The organism is Dokdonia sp. Dokd-P16 (assembly GCF_003095655.1).
In the GTDB taxonomy this organism is placed as follows: domain Bacteria; phylum Bacteroidota; class Bacteroidia; order Flavobacteriales; family Flavobacteriaceae; genus Dokdonia.
In genome coordinates, this window is sequence record NZ_CP029151.1 from 1,734,441 (window position 1) to 1,755,245 (window position 20,805).

The window sequence follows — 20,805 nt, forward strand, 5'->3', positions numbered from 1 at the left end:
CAAATAATACCATATTGCTATGACAAAATTAAGTGTAAACATAAATAAGGTTGCCACATTGCGTAATGCAAGAGGAGGTAATGTTCCAGATCTATTAAAAGTAGCTAGTGACCTTGAGAAAATGGGTGCTCAAGGAATAACTATTCATCCTCGTCCAGATGAGCGTCACATAAGATATCAAGATGCGAGAGACCTTGTAGATGTAGTTACTACAGAGTTTAATATAGAAGGAAATCCTATCCAGAAATTCATAGACCTAGTTCTCGAGACTAAGCCTACACAAGTTACCCTAGTTCCAGATGCTGTAGATGCTATTACTAGTAATGCTGGCTGGGATACCATTAAACATAAAAGTTTCTTGCAAGAAGTAATTCAAGAGTTTAAAGAAGTAGGAATACGCACCTCAATTTTTGTAGATCCAGTGCTAGAGATGGTAGAAGGAGCTAAGGAAACAGGCGCAGACCGCATCGAGCTGTATACGGAGTCCTATGCAGATGGTTACGTGCTTAATAAGGAAGAAGCTATAAAACCATTTATCGCTGCTGCTTTTCATGCAAGTGATATAGGAATAGGGATTAATGCAGGGCACGATTTGTCACTAGATAATATTGAATATTTTCATAATAGTATTCCAGATTTGCTAGAGGTTTCTATAGGTCATGCATTGATGGCAGAGTCTTTATATCTAGGTTTTGAAACAGTGGTAGCTTCGTATCTCAAAAAACTTCAATAGATCATGTTGCATTCTAATATCATAGGAGAAGGTGAACCGCTCATCATATTGCACGGTTTTCTAGGGATGGGTGATAACTGGAAAACACTAGCAAAGCAATTTGCAGGAGACGGTTTTCAAGTGCATCTTATAGACCAGCGTAATCATGGGCGTAGTTTCCATAGTGATGCCTTTAGCTATGAATTAATGGTAGAAGATCTCAAGTCTTATTGTGTAGCAAATGGACTTGAAGAATTCCATTTGCTTGGACACTCAATGGGAGGTAAGGTGGCTATGCTGTATGCTGCCACCCATCCAGATATGGTAAAGAAATTAATCATAGCAGATATAGGTGTAAAAGAATATCCGCAACATCACCAGATTATCCTTGAGGGACTAACTGCCTTGTCAAATGATGTTCAGGCAATGACGAGTCGTTCAGGAGCAGATGATTTTCTTTCAAGATATATTACAGATGATGGTACGAGAATGTTTTTGCTCAAAAACCTTTATTGGAAAGAAAAGGGTGTGCTAGGTTTTAGAATGAACCTCAAAGCACTTATAGAAAATATAGAACAAATAGGGAAGGCACTTCCCGTAGGAGCTTCATACGAAGGAGAGGTGCTTTTTTTAAGAGGAGATAGGTCTAATTATATTCTTGATGAGGATGAAAAAGGTCTTTATAACGCTTTCGCGAAAGCGCAATTAATTACCATTTCAAATGCTGGTCACTGGCTTCATGCAGAAAATCCTAAAGATTTTTACAAAGAAGTGATAAATTTTTTATAACATTGTTTCAGCAAATTTACTATGTATGCATAGTAAATTGGTAATAAAACTATCAATCCCTTATAAATACTGTATTTTTGAGGATAGATTTTTAAGAATAACACATTTCCCTTAACCTTAAATTAAATTATGAAAAAAGTATTAAGTGTCGTTGTGCTACTACTCGTTTGTGCTGTAACGTATGCCGGTGGATACCGAGTAAGTTTACAAGGACAACGCGGTCTAGCGATGGGTCACACTGGTGTGGCAATGGTTAATAATGCAGAGATTGCATTCTTTAACCCAGGAGGTCTAGTTCATCTAGAAGGAAAATTAAATATAGCCGTAGGAGGTTTTGGTGTATTCTCTGATGTAAAGTTCCAGAACGCTGAGTTTGGACAAACTTCACAAACAGAGAGTCCTACAGGAACGCCTTTGTATCTATATGCAAGTTATAACGTGAGTGAAAAACTAGCAGTAGGTCTAGCCGTATATACTCCTTATGGAAGTACTGTAGAGTACCCAACAGACTGGTCTGGATCACATCTTGTTAATAGTATTGATCTATCGGCTGTTTTTGTACAACCTTTGGTTTCTGTAAAATTACTTGAAGATTTAAGTATTGGAGGAGGACCTATCCTAGCTATTGGTGGGGTTAATTTTAATCGTAACCTATCTCGTAACCTTACAGATATTGATGGTAATCGTTCTAATGTTGAGCTTGACTCGCAAGGACTAACTGCTTTTGGTTTTTCTGTAGGAGCTTTGATTACTCCTAATGATCAGTGGTCTTTTGGAGTTAACTACAGGTCTAGAATCGATATTGATGTAGAGCAAGGAGATGGTGATGCCGTATTCTCAAATGTGCCTAACTCTCCACTTGCTCCTATTACTAACGGAACTTTTGACTTCACTGCAACTTTACCATTACCAGCTGAGTGGACAGTAGGAGTTTCTTACAAGCCATCAGATAAGTGGACACTTAACTTTGATTGGAATTATGCAGAGTGGGATGCTTATGAAGCATTAGATATTATGTTCCTTAATACAGATGGTTCTCTTGCACTAGAGTCTATTAACCCTCGTAATTATAAGAACGCTTCTAGTTACCGTCTAGGTGCTCAGTTTGATGTAAGTTCAAAATTCGTTCTTCGTGGAGGTGTTTACTTTGATGAGTCTCCAGTACAAGATGGTTTCTTTGCTCCAGAAACTCCACGTAACGATTCTTACGGATTTACAGGAGGATTTACTTATAATGTAACTGATAAGTTAGCTATTGACGCTTCTTTCCTTTACTTAACATTTAAGGAAATTGATGCTTCTTACGATTCTTATGTAGAAGGTGGAGAGCGTGTTCCTTTTGGAGGAACTTACAAATCAAGTGCATTTGCACCAGGTTTAGGTCTTAGTTATAAATTATAAAAATAGCATTGATGAAAAAATATTTCAATTATATAGCACTTCCGGCATTTGCACTTGGATTAGTTGCGTGTGAGCCAGAATTTGATAACGACATCACAGAGAATCAAGATTTCTACACTAGCGGTAGTGCAGATTTCTCAAGCTACGTTTCTGTAGGAAACTCTCTTACTGCAGGTTTTGCAGATGGCGCTTTGTACATCACAGGTCAAGAAAACTCTTACCCTAACATTATGGCGCAGCAATTTGCGCTTGCAGGAGGTGGTAGTTTTTCTCAACCTTTAGTAAGTGATAACCTTGGAGGACTTACTCTAGGAGGTATGCAAATTACAGAAAATCGTTTTGTACTTGCTACAGACGCAGATGGTAACCCAGGGCCTGCACGTCTTGCAGGAACTCCTACTACAGAGGTTTCAAATATTGTTGCGGGACCATTTAACAATGTTGGTGTGCCGGGAGCAAAAAGTTTTCACCTTGTAGCACCAGGTTACGGTAATGTTGCTGGTGTAGCTACAGGTCAAGCAAACCCTTATTTTGCTCGTTTTGCTAGTACAGCAAATACGACAGTAATGGCAGAAGCCCTTGCAGCAAACCCAACATTCTTTTCTTTATGGATAGGTAATAACGACATCTTAGGTTTTGCAACATCAGGTGGAGCAGGAGTTGATCAAACAGGAAATTTAGATCCATCTACTTACGGATCTAATGACATCACAGATCCTAACGTATTTGCAAGTGTATACTCTCAAGAAGTAGCGGCACTTACAAGTACAGGGGCAAAAGGAGCATTAGTAAACATTCCAGATGTAACATCTATTCCTTTCTTTACAACGGTTCCTTCTCAAGCAATACCGCTAGATGAGGAAACAGCAGCAACACTTAACGCTAGTTTTATACTTTATAACACTCAAGTGTTGCCAGGTCTTGCTTCTTTTGGGGTTATTACAGCGGAAGAAGCTGCTGCTCGCCAAATTAACTTTAGTGCAGGAGCAAACTTTATCACTATTCAAGATGAGGATTTAACAGATATCTCTGCAATAATACAAGGACCTCCTTTTAACTTAGATCCTATCACTGCTGCAACTCTTTCACAATTACGTCAAACTACAAATGACGATTTAATTCCACTTACAACTGCTGGAGTTTTAGGAACTATAGATGAGGCTTATGTAGGGTTTCTATTAGCTAATGTGCCAAATATATCCCCAGAACAAGCAGGATTAAGTGCAATAAGAGGTGTGTCTAGACCATTACAAGATCAGTTTGTGCTTACTACGCAAGAGCAAGCATTAGTTACTGCGGCTCAAACACAATATAATGCAACAATCCAAGCACTAGCAAGTGCAAATGGACTTGCTTTTGTAGATGCTAGAACTGCGTTACAAAATGTAGCAAACGGTGGTGTTGCTTTTAGTGGTGGTATTCTTTCTTCACAATTTGTGACAGGAGGTGCATTTTCACTAGATGGAGTACACCCTACGCCTAGAGGTTATGCATTTACTGCAAATGCGGTTATTAATGCGATTAACAGTACTTATGGGTCAACGATTCCAGGAGTAGATATAGGAAACTATGCTACGGTAACGATAAGCAATGATGTAAACTAGAATACATTTACTTATAATATCTAAAAGCGCCTTTTAAAAGGGCGCTTTTTTTATGTGTAAATTTACGCTTTCGCGAAAGCGTAACCCTTAAAATTCAATCTTATGAAATCTATAATCAAAATTTTACTAACAGCTGTTGCGGTAGTGGTGCTTTCAAAGCTGCTTCCAGGTGTAGCTGTAGATGGTTTTGTGACGGCAATAATTGTCGCTATAATACTAGCATTACTTAAATTTATCGTGAGGCCTATACTTGTTATACTGACGCTTCCGGTAACGATTTTGACCTTTGGTTTGTTTCTTTTTATCATCAATGCTTTCATAATCTTGATAGCAGATTACTTTATAGGAGGCTTTTCGGTGAGTGGTATTTGGGTGGCATTACTCTTTAGTATCTTACTTAGTATTTTTCAAAGTATATTGTTTTCACTAATTAAAGACGACAGCAAGAGCTAGTTAAGCACATCTTAAAAGATTGTTGTACTCGTAAAAATATTGTATTTTTGCGCCCTCAAAATTACATCATAATGAATATTACAAAAGAGCAAATAGACGACCTGAACGCAGTAGTAAAGGTAGAAATCGTTAAAGAAGATTATAACGAGAAAGTAGAGTCTATCCTTAAAAACTACCGTAAAACGGCAAATATTCCTGGTTTTAGAAAAGGTCATGTCCCTATGGGAATGATTAAAAAGCAGTACGGAACAGCTGTAAGAGTTGATGAGGTAAATAAAATACTTCAAGAAGCTTTAGGTAAGTTTTTACAGGAAGAAAAGCTAGATGTGTTAGGTAATCCACTTCCTAAAAACCAAGAAGGTTTTAATTGGGATACAGATGATTATAATTTTGAATTTGCATTAGGAATGGCTCCTAAGTTTGATGTAAATCTTACGCCAAAGAAAGCCGTTACAAGTTATAAAATCAAAGTAGATGACAAGATGGTGGATAGCCAGGTCACTACTATAAGAAAGCAATACGGTACGCTAGTTTCTCAAACTGAAGTTGCAAAGGATAGTGAAATCACTGGTACTTTTGTAAACGAAGAAGCAGGAATTGATAACCAAGCGACTTTTGAAATAGAGCAAGTAAAAGGAAAGAAGAATGTAGATGCATTAGTAGGGGCAAAACCTGGTGATGTAATTACATTAAAAACTAAAAGTTTATTTTCTGAGCCTGGAACCTACCAAGCGGCTTTAAAGATCTCTGAAGATCAAGCAAAAGAAATGAATGCAGAACTTACTTTTACACTAGCCGAAACAAATAAGCGTGAGCAAGCAGACCTTGATCAAGAGCTTTTTGATAAGTTATTTGGTAAGGATGTTGTAAAAAGTACAACAGAACTTAAAGAAAAGATTAAAGAAGATGGAGAGCGCCAGTTTGTTCAACAGAGCGATCAACAACTTATGAATGACGTTACTGAGCGTCTTATAGATGAAACTAAATTTGACCTTCCTTCAGACTTTCTTGCTAGATGGATACAGTCTAGTGGTGAGAAGCCTATGACAGATGAGGAGGCAAAAGAAGAGTTTACTCGTTCTGAAAAAGGATTGAGATGGCAGCTTATAGAAGGGAAAGTAGTTACAGATAATAAACTTCAAGTAACTTTTGAAGAATTAAAAGACTACGCAAAAGATATGATCAAATCGCAGATGATGCAGTATGGTCAAATGAACCCTGAAGATAAGGAGCTAGAAGATATCGCAGCGCGTATCCTTGGTAATCAAGAAGAAGTAAAGCGTTTATCTGAGCAGCTTATGAATGTAAAAATGCTTACATTCTTTAAAGAAAATGTAAAGCTTAAGGAGAAGGAAGTAACCTTTGACGAATTTGTTAAGGAAGTTTACAATTAGAATACTTCCTAGATAATAAGTATCTTTAAAGCGTTTTACTTGTATAGGTAAAACGCTTTTTTTTAAAATATATATTGCTATAAAAATATGGATTACGGAAAAGAATTTAAAGATTTTGCAATCAAAGATCAGGGTGTAAACTCTAATTATTACGATAAAATTATTACGAGTATGTTGCCACAAGGGCTTACTCCTAATATCATTGAAGAGCGCCAGATGAACATCGCTATCTTTGATGTATTCTCTCGTTTAATGATGGATCGCATCATTTTCTTGGGAACAGGAATTAATGATCAGGTTGCAAATATTGTACAGGCACAGTTACTATTTTTAGAAAGTACAGATGCAAATAAGGATATCCAGATTTACATCAACTCTCCAGGAGGAAGTGTGTATGCTGGTCTAGGTATTTATGACACTATGCAGTTTATCAAGCCAGACGTTGCTACCATCTGTACAGGTATGGCAGCATCTATGGGAGCTGTATTACTTTGTGCAGGCGCAAAAGGTAAGCGTAGTGGTTTACCACATAGCCGTGTGATGATTCACCAGCCTATGGGCGGAGCACAAGGTCAAGCATCAGATATCGAGATTACTGCAAAGGAGATCTTGACTCTTAAGAAAGAACTTTACGATATTATTGCAAAGCATTCTGGTCAAGACTACGATAAAGTATATAACGATAGTGATCGTGATTACTGGATGAAAGCAGACAAAGCACTTGAATACGGTATGATAGACGAAATATTGAAGAGAGACTAATGAGATTTATGCTTTCGCGAAAGCGTATAGTAATATCTCACAACAGTAAATAAAATGGCAAAGGAAGATTTAGAATGTTCATTTTGTGGTAGAAAAAAACCGGAGACTAGCTTACTAATTGCTGGGCTTGACGCACACATCTGTGATAGATGTATCGAGCAAGCGCATGGTATTGTAATAGAAGAGTCTAAGGATGTTGCTACAAATGATCTTGAAGGGGAGCTTAAGTTAAGAAAGCCACAAGAGATTAAGGAGTTTCTTGATGGATATGTTATAGGTCAAGAGTTTACAAAGAGAGTAATGTCTGTAGCGGTATACAACCACTACAAACGATTATTACAGCCTGCGACAGATGATGATATAGAGATCCAGAAGAGTAACATCGTGATGGTGGGACAAACTGGAACTGGTAAAACACTTATCGCAAAGACAATCGCTCGTATGCTTAATGTGCCTCTCGCAATTGTAGATGCTACAGTACTTACAGAAGCAGGTTATGTAGGTGAGGATGTTGAAAGTATTTTGACACGTCTTCTACAAGCAGCCGACTATAATCTTGAGAAAGCACAGAGGGGAATCGTTTTTATAGATGAGATTGATAAGATCGCTCGTAAGAGTGATAATCCTTCTATTACTCGTGATGTGAGTGGAGAAGGTGTGCAACAGGCGTTATTAAAACTATTAGAAGGTACCGTAGTAAACGTGCCGCCTAAGGGAGGACGTAAGCACCCAGATCAAAAGTTTATTGAGGTAGATACGGAGAATATCTTATTTATCGCTGGAGGAGCCTTTGATGGTATTGAGCGCCACATTTCTAAGCGTTTAAATATGCAAGCAATGGGGTTTGTAGCGAGTAAAAGTGAAGATGTGGTAGAGAAGGATAATATGCTTAAATATATTATTCCTAAGGATCTTAAAGATTTTGGTCTTATCCCAGAAATTATAGGTCGTCTACCAGTATTGACACACATGGATCCACTAGATGCAGGAACATTAAGAGCTATACTTACAGAGCCTAAAAACGCTATTATAAAGCAATACAAGAAGCTTTTTAGCATGGATGATATAGAGCTTACGATTACAGATGAAGCGTTGGATTACATGGTGGGTAAAGCTATTGAGTACAAGCTTGGTGCAAGAGGATTACGTAGTCTATGTGAGGCCATCCTTACAGATGCTATGTTTGATCTTCCTAGTTCTGACGAGAAATCGCTTAATGTAACTAAAACCTATGCAGAGGGTAAATTGAATAAATCTACACTCAAAAAATTAAAAGCAGCTTCATAATAATGAGGTCGCATAAATAGATTAAAAAGGTACTCTTATGAGTGCCTTTTTTTATGGTTTTGAGTTACCGTTTTAGGTTTTAGAAAGAGGATGTATTGTGGTGAGTACGCTTTCGCGAAAGCGTAAAAAACCAACGATTTCGGTTAGTGATGAAGTTTATTGTGTGAGATCTTTTGTAAAACTTGATTGATATTATGCAAGTTCAAGCAGTGCTTCTACAAAATCTCTTTTGTTTGATAATCTAGGTACTTTGTGCTGGCCGCCAAGTTTGTTGTTTTCTCTAAGCCAGTCATAAAATAGATTTTCTCTAGCACTATGAATCGTGGGCGCGTTTAACGTAGTGTTGTTAAAACGTTTTGCTTGATAATCACTATTTACTTCTTGAAGTGCAAGGTCTAGTTTGTGATTAAAAAGTGCGATATCATCTGGCGGATTCTTAAATTCTATAATCCACTCGTGAGCACCTTTTTCCTTCCCATCCATGAAGATCGGTGCGGCTGTATAGTCTTTTATTTCGGCACCTGTCTCGCTTGTCGCTCTTTTGAGTGCTTCTTCTGCATTCTCAATTATGAGTTCTTCTCCAAAAACGTTGATGTGATGTTTTGTTCTCCCCGTTACTTTAATTCTATATGGGCTGGTGCTTGTAAATCTTACGGTGTCGCCTATTTTATACCTCCACAACCCTGCATTTGTAGTGATAACAATCGCATAATTTACTCCTACTTCTACCTCTGTAAGTGGTATCACGTTTTGCCCAGGAGTTCCATAGGTAGTCATAGGTATAAATTCATAAAAAATACCATAATCTAGCATGAGCAATAATTCCTTAGAGTCATTCTGACCTTGTATGGCAAAAAAGCCTTCTGAGGCATTGTAAATCTCGTAATACTTGAAAGAATTAGACGGGATCAACTTTTGGTATTGCTCCATGTAAGGGTCAAAACTTACGCCTCCATGGAAGTAAACTTCAAGGTTAGGCCACACTTCAAGTAAATTTGACGCGCCTGTAGTCTCAAGAACATTATTTAACAAAACAAGCATCCATGAAGGAACACCAGAAAGACTTGTAACATCCTGCTGGATAGTCTCGTCTACAATGGCTTGCATTTTAGTTTCCCAATCACTTAGAAGGGAAACGCCGTTAGTTGGTGTACTACTGAACTCTGCCCAGAAAGGCATGTTGTCAATTAATATAGCCGAAAGATCACCATAAACAGTTCCATTATCTTGGTACAACTGCTTGCTGCCGCCTAGCCTAAGTCCTTTGCCAGAAAATAGTTGTGAGCCTTCGTTATTGTTGAGATACATACATAATAAGTCCTTACTTGCTGCATAGTGGCAGTTTTCAAGTGATTCTGGGCTTACGGGAATGTACTTGCTGCGAGCATTTGTAGTACCACTACTTTGTGCAAACCATTTTATAGGTGTAGGCCACATTATGTTTGTCTCACCTTTGCGGCTACGCTCTATATATTCTTGATTTTCCTCATAAGAGGTAACTGGAATGCGGTCTGCAAACTCACGATATGACTTGATAGATTTAAAGTCATAAGCCCTACCTATCTCGGTATCTTTTGCTTTTTCTATGAGTTTAGTGCGCAATTCTTCTTGAACCTCAGAGGGGTACTTCATAAAAAGTTCCATCTGGTGAATGCGTTTTTTCAGGAACCAAGAAGCAATGGAATGCACTAAAGGGATAGCCATAAAGTTGGTATATTTACACGTATATAACGGGATAGGTTATTGCTTTCGCGAAAGCTAATTTAACCTTATTTCCCCACATTTTGTAATCAAAGTTTTCTTAAATGCAATACCAAGGTGTCCTTAGAAAAATGCAAACGGAGCACACAGATCCTATAAATTACTATTTAGAAATGGATGGTGACTTCATACAAATGAACCAGCTCTTAGGAAAAAGGTTGCATATTGAATTTGTAAAATACGAATGCCTGGCTTGTGGCGAAAATAAAAAGATTTTCCGTCAAGGGTATTGCTATGATGACTTTTATAAAGTCCCACAAGCTGCCGATTGGATTATGAAGCCTGAGCTATCTAAAGCTCATCTAGGTGAAGAAGAACGAGATCTAGAGTATGAGAAGAAGGTGCAGTTACAACCACATATTGTATATCTAGCAAACTCAAGTAATGTTAAGGTAGGAGTGACTCGTAAGACCCAAGTGCCTACAAGGTGGATAGATCAAGGTGCGCATGAAGCAGTAGAGATTGTTGAAGTGCCTAATAGATACCTGGCGGGTATAACAGAACTAGCACTAAAAGAGCATGTTTCAGATAAGACTAACTGGCGCAAGATGCTCAAAAATGATATAGAAGACTTAAGTCTCACAGAGTATAGGGATGCGCTTAAAAAATATATACCAGAAGAGGCGCAGCAGTATTTTATACCTAGCAATGAAGAAACTCACATTCATTTTCCAGTAGATAAATATCCCGAAAAACTAAAAACTCTTAATCTTGATAAAACTCCCGCTTATGAAGGTGTTCTAAAAGGAATTAAAGGACAGTATCTCATTTTTGAAGATGACACTGTATTTAATGTGCGTAGTTGGGAAGGATATGTGATACGCTTAGAAGTGCTTTCTTAAATAACAGTGAGCTTAATGACTTGCATACAGGCCAATATTATGAGCGTAATACCTATGTAGCGATTAATATTACTTCCTGAAGAAGATTTCTTTTTTTGAATATGAGTGCCAAATCTACTATAACCGTATAGTGTAGCAACCTTTCCTATAAAAACACCACTAAGGAATAATATCAGCCATAAAGCTGAGTGAGATTCATTACTTGATAACCATCTACCTAGTAGAGAAAACACTAAAATCCAATAAATAAGAACAGGTGGATTGATGACGCTAAGAGTAAATCCTAGAAGATATTTCGATGACTTTTTTCTTTTAGACCTTGTGCTTTCTTTCTTGTTAAGGGCAAAGTAAAGTCCAACAGTTGCAAGAACTGCAGCAACTACATATTGTACCCAAAGATTCATCTCAAAAAAATCTTGCACAACCATACCAGAGGAAAATGCTATAAAGGCTAGTAATACTTCTCCTAGTCCAGCACCATAACTTATTTTTAATGACTCTCTGTGAGATTCATTTAGGGAGGTTTTGATTACAGCAAGATTTGACGCGCCAGGAGGAAGTGCTCCCAGAATGGTAGCGATAGTGCCAATAAGTAAAGCTGTAAGAATCATAAACACTTAGTGGTACACTTTTGAGAAAGCTTACTTATGATGATCAAAATTTTAATCGATTATGAGTTTGATGGCTTGGATTGCTCCGGCAACAATAAGAACAACACCTATAATTTTATTGAGCGTTCCCTTGAACTTTGAAAAATTTGAAGTCATATACTCGCTAGCTTTACCGTAAAGATAAAGTAGTCCAAATTTACCAGCAAAAACTCCGACTAAGAAAAATATGATGAGTAGCCATGGGGAGTTTTTGTCTAAAACAACATACCTAGAACTTATGGAAAATATAGCAGTCCAGTAAATAAACATTGGGATGTTAAGTCCGCCTAGTAAAAGGCCATTGATAAATCGTTTAGGCCTACTAGAAGAGTCATTATCATTTTCTGTGTTCTTTTTAATAAGAAAATAGATCCCTACAGCTATCATGATAACGATAAAAGTAATCTGTATCCACTCGTGTTTTTCAAATATTCTCTTTGCAAGCACGCCAAAAGCAAGAGCGAGTCCAGCAATTATGACCTCTCCTAGCGCAGCTCCATAGGCTAGGTGTAGTGCCTTAGTGAGATTTTTATCACTTGTGTATTTAACAACAGCAAGATTAGTCGCACTAGGCGGTAGCGTGGCGATTAGGGCTCCTATAAGTCCTATAGTAAGTGTAAGTATATATGCGATAATGATCATAGCAGATAGCAAAGCTACAGTATAACCATATGTATTGACAAGAGTTTATCATATCCTTAGGATATAGGAAATTTACTTCCCAAAATGTTGGTATAAAGAGAACAATCATTTAAATGCATAAGACTGTAGATTAACGCTATCTTTGCACACCTAAAAAATTTACAATGAGTACCATAGTAGCTATCGTAGGACGCCCTAATGTAGGGAAGTCTACTTTTTTTAATCGTCTAGTGCAACGTCGTGAGGCGATTGTAGATGCCGTAAGTGGAGTGACGCGTGATCGTCATTACGGAAAAACAGACTGGAACGGTCGCGAGTTTACCGTTATTGACACAGGAGGATATGTAGTAGGAAGTGATGACGTTTTTGAAGCCGAAATTGATAAGCAAGTAGAACTTGCGATAGATGAGGCAGATGCTATTATTTTCATGGTAGATGTAGAGCACGGTGTAACGGGTATGGATGAAGAGGTTGCAAAACTTCTTCGCAGATCAAAAAAACCTATTTTCCTTGCTGTAAATAAAGTAGATAATAATAAAAGAGCAGCAGATGCTGTTGAGTTTTATAACCTAGGACTAGGTGATTATTATACCATTGCCGCTACAAATGGTAGTGGGACTGGAGATCTACTAGATGCTGTTGTAGAAGCTCTTCCAGAGCAAGTAGAAGAGGAGGAAAAAGATGAATTACCAAGATTTGCTGTAGTAGGTCGTCCTAATGCGGGAAAATCATCTTTCATCAATGCGCTGATAGGTGAGGACAGATATATTGTAACAGATATCGCTGGTACTACTCGTGACTCAATGGACACAAAGTACAATCGCTTTGGATTTGAGTTCAACCTTGTAGATACAGCAGGAATACGCCGTAAGGCAAAAGTAAAAGAAGATCTTGAGTTTTACTCTGTAATGAGATCTGTAAGGGCTATTGAGCACGCAGATGTGATTTTACTAGTAGTAGATGCAACGAGAGGTTTTGATGGCCAGGTTCAAAATATATTTTGGCTAGCAGAGCGTAACAGAAAAGGAATCGTGATTCTTGTAAATAAGTGGGACCTTGTAGAAAAGGAGACCAACACGATGAAGAATTTTGAAAAGCACATCAGGCAACAGATAGAGCCTTTTACAGATGTACCTATTGTATTTATTTCTGTACTGGAGAAACAACGTATCTTCAAAGCAATTGAAACTGCGGTAAAAGTATATGAAAGCAAAACGAAGCGTATTAAAACAAGCGAACTTAATGAGTTCTTCTTGCCGCTAGTAGAAGCATTCCCGCCACCAGCAATTAAGGGTAAATACGTGAAGATTAAGTACTGTATGCAACTTCCTACGCCACAACCTCAATTTGCGTTGTTCTGTAACTTGCCACAGTATCTTAAAGAAGGGTATAGAAGATTTTTAGAAAATAAACTTCGTGCAGCTTACGACTTCTCAGGAGTGCCTATTTCTATCTATTTTAGAAAAAAATAATTGAAAGTACACTTTCGTGAAAACGAAACATAAAACAAAAAGCTATCAGACATCTGATAGCTTTTGTTGTTTATAATAGTTTTCTAACGGCTCCTTGCAGCCTGTAATACATCTCCCGAATATTAGCCTAGTAACCCTAGAAGCCAGAAAATAATAAAGAAGATGATGATGGTGCTTATGCAACCGCCACCTAATTTTTTTGCTCCATATGCGGCAATAAGTCCTTTGATGATTTTATTCATGATAATTGGTTTAAGGGTTAGTTACACAAACTTACACTTCTCTATTTCTAGTATGAGTTAATAATCTGTTATGAGTTGAGATTTTAAGAAGAATAACTTGTTAAATATTTACTAAATTTTAACTGTCAGCATATCATTTGGAAGTAAAGATTGTTTATTTGATAGACATCAATCAATCAACCGTTTATAATGCGAATTAATCAACTAGTACTCCTTGCGATAGGGTTATGCTTATCTGTAGCTATGCAGGCGCAAAACTTTTCAATTACTGGAACTCTTAAAGACAAGGATTCAAAACAAACGCTAGAAGCAGCAACGGTATTCTTAGAGACCGTAAAAGACAGTACACTCATTACGTATACGATTACAAACCAAGAGGGGTTTTTTCAACTAGAAGGTCGCGCACAAGAGAAAGATGCACGTGTGAATATCTCCTTTCTGGGTTATGAGAACTTTACAAAAAATGTAGATTTAAGTACGGGTGATATTGTGCTTGGAGATATAGAGGTAGCACCTTCTACAAACACCTTGGGCGAAGTTGTTGTAAAAAGTAGAGCTCCAGTAACCGTAAAAAAAGACACGCTAGAGTTTAATGTTTCTTCTTTTAAAACTAAGAAAGATGCAAATATAGAGGACTTGCTTAAGGAACTGCCGGGCGTTGAGGTAGACGAGAGCGGTAAGATTTTAGTAAATGGTAAGGAAGTAAATAAAATCCTAGTTAATGGTAAGCCGTTTTTTGGTGATGATCCAACTATTGCTACACGCAACCTCACTAAAGAGATCGTAGAGAAAATACAAGTAGTAGATACTAAGACAGACGATGAGGCTTTTGCTGGCGAAGATGGTGATCAAGAGAGTAAGACTATCAATCTCACTATCTCAGAAGAAAAGAATAAAGGAGTCTTTGGTAGAGTAGCTGCTGGTGGTGGGACAGATAATCGTTTTGAATATGCAGGTATTGTAAATGCCTTTGATAACGAGCGACGCATCAGCGTGCTAGCTGGTGGAAATAATATCAACTCTGCTGGGTTTAGTTTTGGAGAGATAAGAAAAATGTTTGGAGGAGGAAGAAGCGTTTACTTTAATGGCAACGGAAGCTTTGGTATTGACGGAAGAAGCTTTGGCGGCGGACAAGGAATTGTAAATAGCCGCAGTGTAGGAGCAAATTATACAGATGAGTATGCAAAAGGATTTGATGCCAATATGGATTATTTCTACTCGGCTGCAAATTCTTTTGATGAGACTCGTGTAGAGCGGGAGAATATTTTGCCAGACAGAAGATTCTTTACAAACAGCGATTCTCGTAATGACTCAAATTCAGATAACCATAGTATTAATACCACTATTAATATTAAAAAGGATTCTACACTACTCATTAATATAAAACCAAAGTTCTCTTTTGCAAATAGTGAGACACGCTTCCGCCGTACAGAGGAGTCACTTAATGAAGACGGTGAGAGAATCAATGAGTCGGCAACAAACAACTTCGTGACAGACGAGGGGAAGAATTTTGAAAACACCTTAAGTGTTACCAAGAAATGGGGAGACAAAGGAGCTTATGTGAGAGCACGTGTACAAAACGAAATCAATAGACAAGAGAGTGAAGACTTTATAGTGTCAAACACAGAGATATTTGGCGATAACCCATCAGTAATTAATCGTAATCAGTTTACAGATGGAGAAACTAAACTTGACGGTTATAACCTCAACCTCACGTACAGAGTTCCTTTAGTTGCCAAAAAGTTATTCCTTGATGTAGATTTTGGTCACCGTAGTGATACTAGAAAACGGAAGCGAAGCACCTTTGACTTTGATGAGGTAACACAACAATATGCTATTCTCAATCAAGAACTAAGTACAGATTTTGAAGGTCGTAATTCGCGCACAACGCCTAAGCTGGGACTTAATTACGACAATGAGAAACTAAATGTGAACGTAAGTGCAGGATATGTATTTCGCACCTTAGAGAATAACGACAACTTGCGCCCAGAACTAGACATCAAACAAAATTTTGAAGCTTTAGAACTTGATACGTACGTAAATTACAGGTTTAGCCCTAAAGCATCTATGTATGCAAGTTTAGGTAAGAGCAACAGACCTCCAGAAGTCACGCAGCTCAATCCATTTGTAGATGTGTCAGACCCACTTAATATTGTGGAAGGGAATCCTAATCTTGCCCCATCAAATGATTATAATTTTTATGGAGGATTCAATAATTATGACTTTCAAAAAGGAGGAGGATGGTATCTCAATGGAAATGGAAGGTTTACAAACGATGCTATTGTGCGTAAAACGACCATAGATGATAACCTAGTAAGTCGCACTACTTATGTAAACGTAAATGGTAATTATAGCGTAGGAGCAGGAGGAGGTTATAATAAAAACGTAAAAATAGATTCCTTACGTAGTATAAAATATGGCGGAGGTATTTACACAAACTTTGGACGTAATGTAAACTTTAATAACGAAGTACAATATGCTAGTAAAACGAGATCTCTTACGCCGCGTGTAAATTTCACATACACTTGGAAAAAGTTATTTGAGGTTAGGCCTAGTTATAACATCTCGATTTCAAAAACTCAATTTGGTCTAGACGCATTTGAAGATCAAGATTTCATATCTCATAATGTTTCATTGGGAACGGCTTTGTTTGTTCCCAAAAATTGGGAGTGGCGCAATGATATTAACTATAATTACAACCCTAACATTACTTCAGATTTTCAGCGAAGTGCAGTGTTTTGGAACTCGACACTTGCTTATTCATTTGCCAAAGAGCGCGCTACCGCAACCTTGAAAGTGTATGATGTACTAGATCAGAATACAAACGCAAGGCGTACTGCAAATGCAAACTTTATACAAGATGTACAGAGCACCGTATTAGAGCAATACTTTATGCTTAGTCTTAGTTGGAAGTTCAATACGCTAGGAAAAAAAGGAGAAACAAATGATGGTGGGGTATTTTTCTTTTAACGCTTTCGCGAAAGCGTACCTCAACAAAACACTCATTTCTTAATTAAAAACCTTATTTTTCTGAGCTCAAAGAGAACCCACAATGCGAGCATTAGTCATTTCAGGAGGAGGAAGTAAAGGCGCTTTTGGCGGAGGCGTAGCCCAATACCTTATGCAAGAAATGGGTAAGGATTATGATATGCTGGTGGGGACCTCTACAGGTAGTTTGCTAGTGCCACATCTTGCACTTCAAAACATCGAAAAGATAAAAGAAGTGTATACTTCTGTTAATCAGAATGCCATTTTTAATGTATGTCCATTTGTAATTAAAAAAGATAAATGGGGAGAGCAAACCATCGCTATTGATCACTGGAGTGTACTGCGTAATTTTCTTAAAGGCTCTAAGACTTTTGGAGAAAGTAAAAAGTTGAGAAAACTTATTGAAAAAACCTTTACAAGGGAAAATTATAAACAACTTCAGGATAGTGGCAAAGAAGTGCTAGTCACTGTTTCAAATCTATCTCTACATAAGACGGAGTATAAATCCAGTAAAGAAGAAACTTACGAAGATTTTTGCGATTGGGTATGGATGTCGTGTAATTACATCCCTTTTATGAGTCTTGCTTCAAAAAACGGATGTGAGTATGCAGATGGTGGTTTTGGCGCGCTAGTGCCCATCAAGGAGGCTGTAGAACGCGGCGCAACCGAGATTGATGTAATCATACTTGAAACAGAGGTTACTTATTACAATAACCTCCCTTCTACTAATGTTTTTTCTCTGCTTAGTAACCTTCATGGTTTCATGATGGACCGTATCGAGAAGCAAAACATCACCATAGGTAAGTATGCAGCAAATCAAAAAGAGGCAATAATTAATTTCTATTATACGCCTACGGTGCTCACTACAAATTCACTCATTTTTAACAAAGAAAAAATGAAAATATGGTGGCAAAGCGGCTTTGACTATGCCAAGTATAAAAACGAAGAACTCAACGAGATTAAGGTGGATGATGAGGGGTAGTATCTCGCTTTCGCGAAAGCAGCATATTTATATATCACATCATAACTTGAGTTACTACAGCATTAATTAACCGTATCCTTCACCGTTTCTTTAGTTGTTTTCTTCTTCCCAAAAAGTCCTCCTAGAATATCTGTTGCTACATCTTTTATAGCCTCTTCTGCATTAGGCCTCGTAGTGCTATTTTGAGGGGTTTGTGTGCCAGTAGTTGTACTATCTGTCGCAGTAGTGTCTGGCGTTGTTTTGTTTCCGCCTAAAAACCCTCCTAATACATCAGTAAGTTTATCTTCTACTTTGTCTTTTGCGCGTTGCTTCTGGATCTCTATAATCTGGTTAGTAAGCGCTGTGGTAGCTGCTTTTAGATTAAGATCTACCTTAGGCGCAGTAAAATTTCCCGAAAGGGAAACAGGAACGTCTATATGTATATTTTCTTTTTCGGCATCTGTGAGTTTTGATAATAGGCTGCTCACGTCACCTCCTAGGTATTTCGCAGGAAGATCAAGGTTGAGGGTGTAGTTCATCTCGTTTGTAAAGCTATGTCCACCGCTTACCTGTACATTGATTCCTTTTACATTAAAATCAAAAGGCTTTACAGTCACCTGGCCATCATTAAACGTGAGGCTGGTTTTGAGCTTGTCTAGTTTGAGGTCGTTAAGGTTTATAAAATCAAGTTTTTGCGATAAGAGATTAAGAAGCGGCATCTTATCTGCATCCACATCTGCAGTCAAAATTTCGGCAAATGCATCTCCAGAAATGGTGCTAAGTATAGGGCTGAAATTATTATCAAGCTGTCCCTGTAATTGTATTTTAGTATTAAGAGCGCCTTGTAGGGCTTTTGCAATAGGAGCTAGACCTTGCAGCATATCGAGTTCCTTAAATGAGCGGTCTATATCTATACTACTCAAATCTACAGTCATATTAAAAGTAGGAGCACCGTTGCGTGTGGTGACAGAGCCAGAGAGCCCGGCCGCACCGCCAAAGATGCCAGAGTTAAGATTGCTTAATGATGCTTGCTCGTTTGCAATAGTCACACTTCCTTTTGTATTGCTAAGTTCAAGACCATCATAAATCACCTTTGTAGCATTAAAGTTTACAGAGGCATCTAGAAAGTCTGGAATTTTTATTGCTGTGTCGCTTGAGCTCTTGCTAGCTTGGGTAGTGCCAGATGTCGTTGCTGTACTAGTTGCAAAATCATCAAGATTAAACACCTTTGAGGTAACATCAAAACGACCTTTTAAATCCTCTTTAGACATTACAAACGGAATGAGATTTTCTATAGATCCCGTGGCATTTATATCTGAAGTCCCACTTGTGGCAGCAAATGAGTTAAGCGTGATATTGCCTGTTTTAAAACTTACAGCTGCATTTTGTATAGCAATGGGATTTGGTAGTTCTGGAGTGCTGTAGGTGAAGTTACTAAGCGTAGCATTACCAGTGCTTTTTATATTTTGATACAGCTGCTTCTCAACCGAGTTCATATCAAAACTCGTCACCACATCTGCAACAAGTCTCCCCTGTAGTGGTTGGTCTAGATTAAGTGGGTAGACCTTGTCTATATTTCCCAAATCTAGCGCACCATCTAGGTCTAGATTTACTAGCATATTACCCATTAAATTCTTGAGCGTTCCCTTTGCGGTAAAGGTGTCTTGGTCAATTTTAAAACGTAAGTCGTTTATCTCAATATAAGTAAGTTCTGTGATGCCAGAATCATTTTTAATCTTTACATCTATATTGATGTTGTTCATCCTTTTAGGGAGATCTGGATACTTAAAAGAAGCATTGTTAGACACAATCTCAATATCAAGATTTGGGATGTTAGTCTCCGTTGTTTTTCCTTTTATAATTCCGCTTACGCGAAAATCGCCACTCGTCTCCACGCCGTCGAGATTTGCTCTATATTCCTTAGGAATTAAAGCTAGAAAGTTCTTAAAATCTGACGAAGGTGTTTTAAACGATAAGTCCATAAGATTGCCATCTTCTAGAAGCTGTATGAAGCCATTAAATTCTAGTGGGAGTTCGTTTATTTTGGCTAGGTTTTCTTTAAAGGTATACTTCTGCTTTTCTAGCTCCATTTGGATTACAGCTTCAAGGTCCAGATCGTGGCCGTCTAGATAGTGTGTGCCACCATAATCAAAAGAAACTACGGCGTGTGTCTTAGTATCTAGCGAACTCTCAATAGACGAAAAATCTCCAGAACCAGTATGATTTACTTCTGTAAGTTCTAGGTGGGTTTGTGTAGAGCGATCGTCATAAATTATTTTTGAGTCTATAAGACTGTATTCTTGTAAGTTAAAAACAAACGGTTCTGAGTTTTCCTCACTAGCGGTATCTGTAGTTGCTGTCTCTTTTACAATGTCATAATTTGCATTGCCTAAAGAATCTACTTGTACGTGTACGTTTGCTTCCAGAAGTGATAATGCATCAATAGCAATAGGCTCATCTGCTGTGTTTTTAAAGAGTTGGGTGACGCCCATCTCAATGCGTATTTCTTTGCCAATCACAAGTGTGTCACCAGCAAATGGAGCGTTATTAATTACCGTAAAGTCGTTTACTATAACCGTAGCATCAGGAAAACTCCTAAAGAGGCTTAGGTCGAGAGAAGACCACTCTACCTGTGCATTTAAATTATTATTAATGGTTTTCTTGAGTAGGTCTTCTAGTTTTCCTCTAAAAAGGAATGGCGACGCTGCAAGCAGTATCACAACAACGAGAAGTATAATACCTGTAATTTTGAGTGCTTTTTTCATAATATTTGTTGGCTCTTTCGAGCAAGATTTACATCCCTTTTTTATTGTACTACTTTATTTTTAGTACGCTTTCGCGAAAG

Annotated in this window: 16 protein-coding genes; 12 read left to right on the top strand and 4 right to left on the bottom strand. The window is 37.9% G+C overall.

Annotated elements, in window-relative coordinates:
• Positions 1-19: 19 nt before the first annotated feature.
• From DCS32_RS07855 to clpX, 8 genes are all read left to right on the top strand, one after another.
• On the top strand, positions 20-733 hold the full coding sequence (locus DCS32_RS07855) for a pyridoxine 5'-phosphate synthase (protein ID WP_108877770.1): 714 nt from the start codon (positions 20-22) through the stop codon (positions 731-733).
• A gap of 3 nt (positions 734-736) precedes the next feature.
• Positions 737-1,501, top strand: coding sequence for an alpha/beta fold hydrolase (locus DCS32_RS07860; protein WP_108877771.1), 765 nt, complete (start codon positions 737-739; stop codon positions 1,499-1,501).
• 129 nt (positions 1,502-1,630) lie between these two features.
• Complete coding sequence (locus tag DCS32_RS07865) at positions 1,631-2,902, top strand: OmpP1/FadL family transporter (RefSeq protein WP_108877772.1); 1,272 nt, start codon at positions 1,631-1,633, stop codon at positions 2,900-2,902.
• A gap of 11 nt (positions 2,903-2,913) precedes the next feature.
• The gene (locus DCS32_RS07870) at positions 2,914-4,506 is read left to right on the top strand and encodes a G-D-S-L family lipolytic protein (RefSeq protein ID WP_108877773.1); all 1,593 of its coding nucleotides are present in this window, start codon (positions 2,914-2,916) and stop codon (positions 4,504-4,506) included.
• Between the two features lie 102 nt (positions 4,507-4,608).
• Positions 4,609-4,959, top strand: coding sequence for a phage holin family protein (locus DCS32_RS07875; protein ID WP_108877774.1), 351 nt, complete (start codon positions 4,609-4,611; stop codon positions 4,957-4,959).
• Between the two features lie 71 nt (positions 4,960-5,030).
• Positions 5,031-6,353, top strand: coding sequence for a trigger factor (gene tig / locus DCS32_RS07880; RefSeq protein WP_108877775.1), 1,323 nt, complete (start codon positions 5,031-5,033; stop codon positions 6,351-6,353).
• Positions 6,354-6,440: 87 nt separating this feature from the next.
• A complete protein-coding gene (gene clpP, locus DCS32_RS07885) occupies positions 6,441-7,115 on the top strand; it encodes an ATP-dependent Clp endopeptidase proteolytic subunit ClpP (RefSeq protein WP_013750316.1) in 675 nt (224 codons plus the stop codon).
• Between the two features lie 54 nt (positions 7,116-7,169).
• The gene (gene clpX / locus DCS32_RS07890; RefSeq protein ID WP_013750315.1) at positions 7,170-8,402 is read left to right on the top strand and encodes an ATP-dependent Clp protease ATP-binding subunit ClpX; all 1,233 of its coding nucleotides are present in this window, start codon (positions 7,170-7,172) and stop codon (positions 8,400-8,402) included.
• A 192-nt stretch (positions 8,403-8,594) separates the two neighbouring features.
• Here clpX and DCS32_RS07895 read toward each other — a convergent pair whose 3' ends face one another.
• Positions 8,595-10,106, bottom strand: a complete 1,512-nt coding sequence (locus DCS32_RS07895) for a GH3 auxin-responsive promoter family protein (RefSeq protein ID WP_108877776.1) — start codon at positions 10,104-10,106, stop codon at positions 8,595-8,597.
• A 101-nt stretch (positions 10,107-10,207) separates the two neighbouring features.
• On the opposite strand from DCS32_RS07895, the gene DCS32_RS07900 reads away from it, so the two are divergent.
• Positions 10,208-11,005, top strand: a complete 798-nt coding sequence (locus DCS32_RS07900; protein ID WP_108877777.1) for a DUF2797 domain-containing protein — start codon at positions 10,208-10,210, stop codon at positions 11,003-11,005.
• Here DCS32_RS07900 and DCS32_RS07905 read toward each other — a convergent pair.
• Both DCS32_RS07905 and DCS32_RS07910 read right to left on the bottom strand, forming a co-directional pair.
• A complete protein-coding gene (locus DCS32_RS07905) occupies positions 11,002-11,616 on the bottom strand; it encodes a LysE family translocator (protein ID WP_108877778.1) in 615 nt (204 codons plus the stop codon). The genes DCS32_RS07900 and DCS32_RS07905 overlap by 4 nt on opposite strands.
• 51 nt (positions 11,617-11,667) lie before the next feature.
• The gene (locus tag DCS32_RS07910) at positions 11,668-12,297 is read right to left on the bottom strand and encodes a LysE family transporter (protein WP_108877779.1); all 630 of its coding nucleotides are present in this window, start codon (positions 12,295-12,297) and stop codon (positions 11,668-11,670) included.
• 164 nt (positions 12,298-12,461) lie between these two features.
• Here DCS32_RS07910 and der point away from each other — a divergent pair, with 164 nt between their 5' ends.
• From der to DCS32_RS07925, 3 genes are all read left to right on the top strand, one after another.
• The gene (der, locus tag DCS32_RS07915; protein WP_108877780.1) at positions 12,462-13,769 is read left to right on the top strand and encodes a ribosome biogenesis GTPase Der; all 1,308 of its coding nucleotides are present in this window, start codon (positions 12,462-12,464) and stop codon (positions 13,767-13,769) included.
• A 431-nt stretch (positions 13,770-14,200) separates the two neighbouring features.
• The gene (locus DCS32_RS07920; RefSeq protein ID WP_108877781.1) at positions 14,201-16,981 is read left to right on the top strand and encodes an outer membrane beta-barrel protein; all 2,781 of its coding nucleotides are present in this window, start codon (positions 14,201-14,203) and stop codon (positions 16,979-16,981) included.
• 82 nt (positions 16,982-17,063) lie between these two features.
• Complete coding sequence (locus DCS32_RS07925) at positions 17,064-17,981, top strand: patatin family protein (RefSeq protein WP_108877782.1); 918 nt, start codon at positions 17,064-17,066, stop codon at positions 17,979-17,981.
• Positions 17,982-18,043: 62 nt separating this feature from the next.
• Here DCS32_RS07925 and DCS32_RS07930 read toward each other — a convergent pair whose 3' ends face one another.
• Positions 18,044-20,725 carry an AsmA-like C-terminal region-containing protein gene (locus DCS32_RS07930; protein WP_108877783.1) on the bottom strand — a complete coding sequence of 894 codons (2,682 nt, stop codon included), beginning with the start codon at positions 20,723-20,725 and terminating at the stop codon, positions 18,044-18,046.
• Positions 20,726-20,805 lie beyond the last annotated feature (80 nt).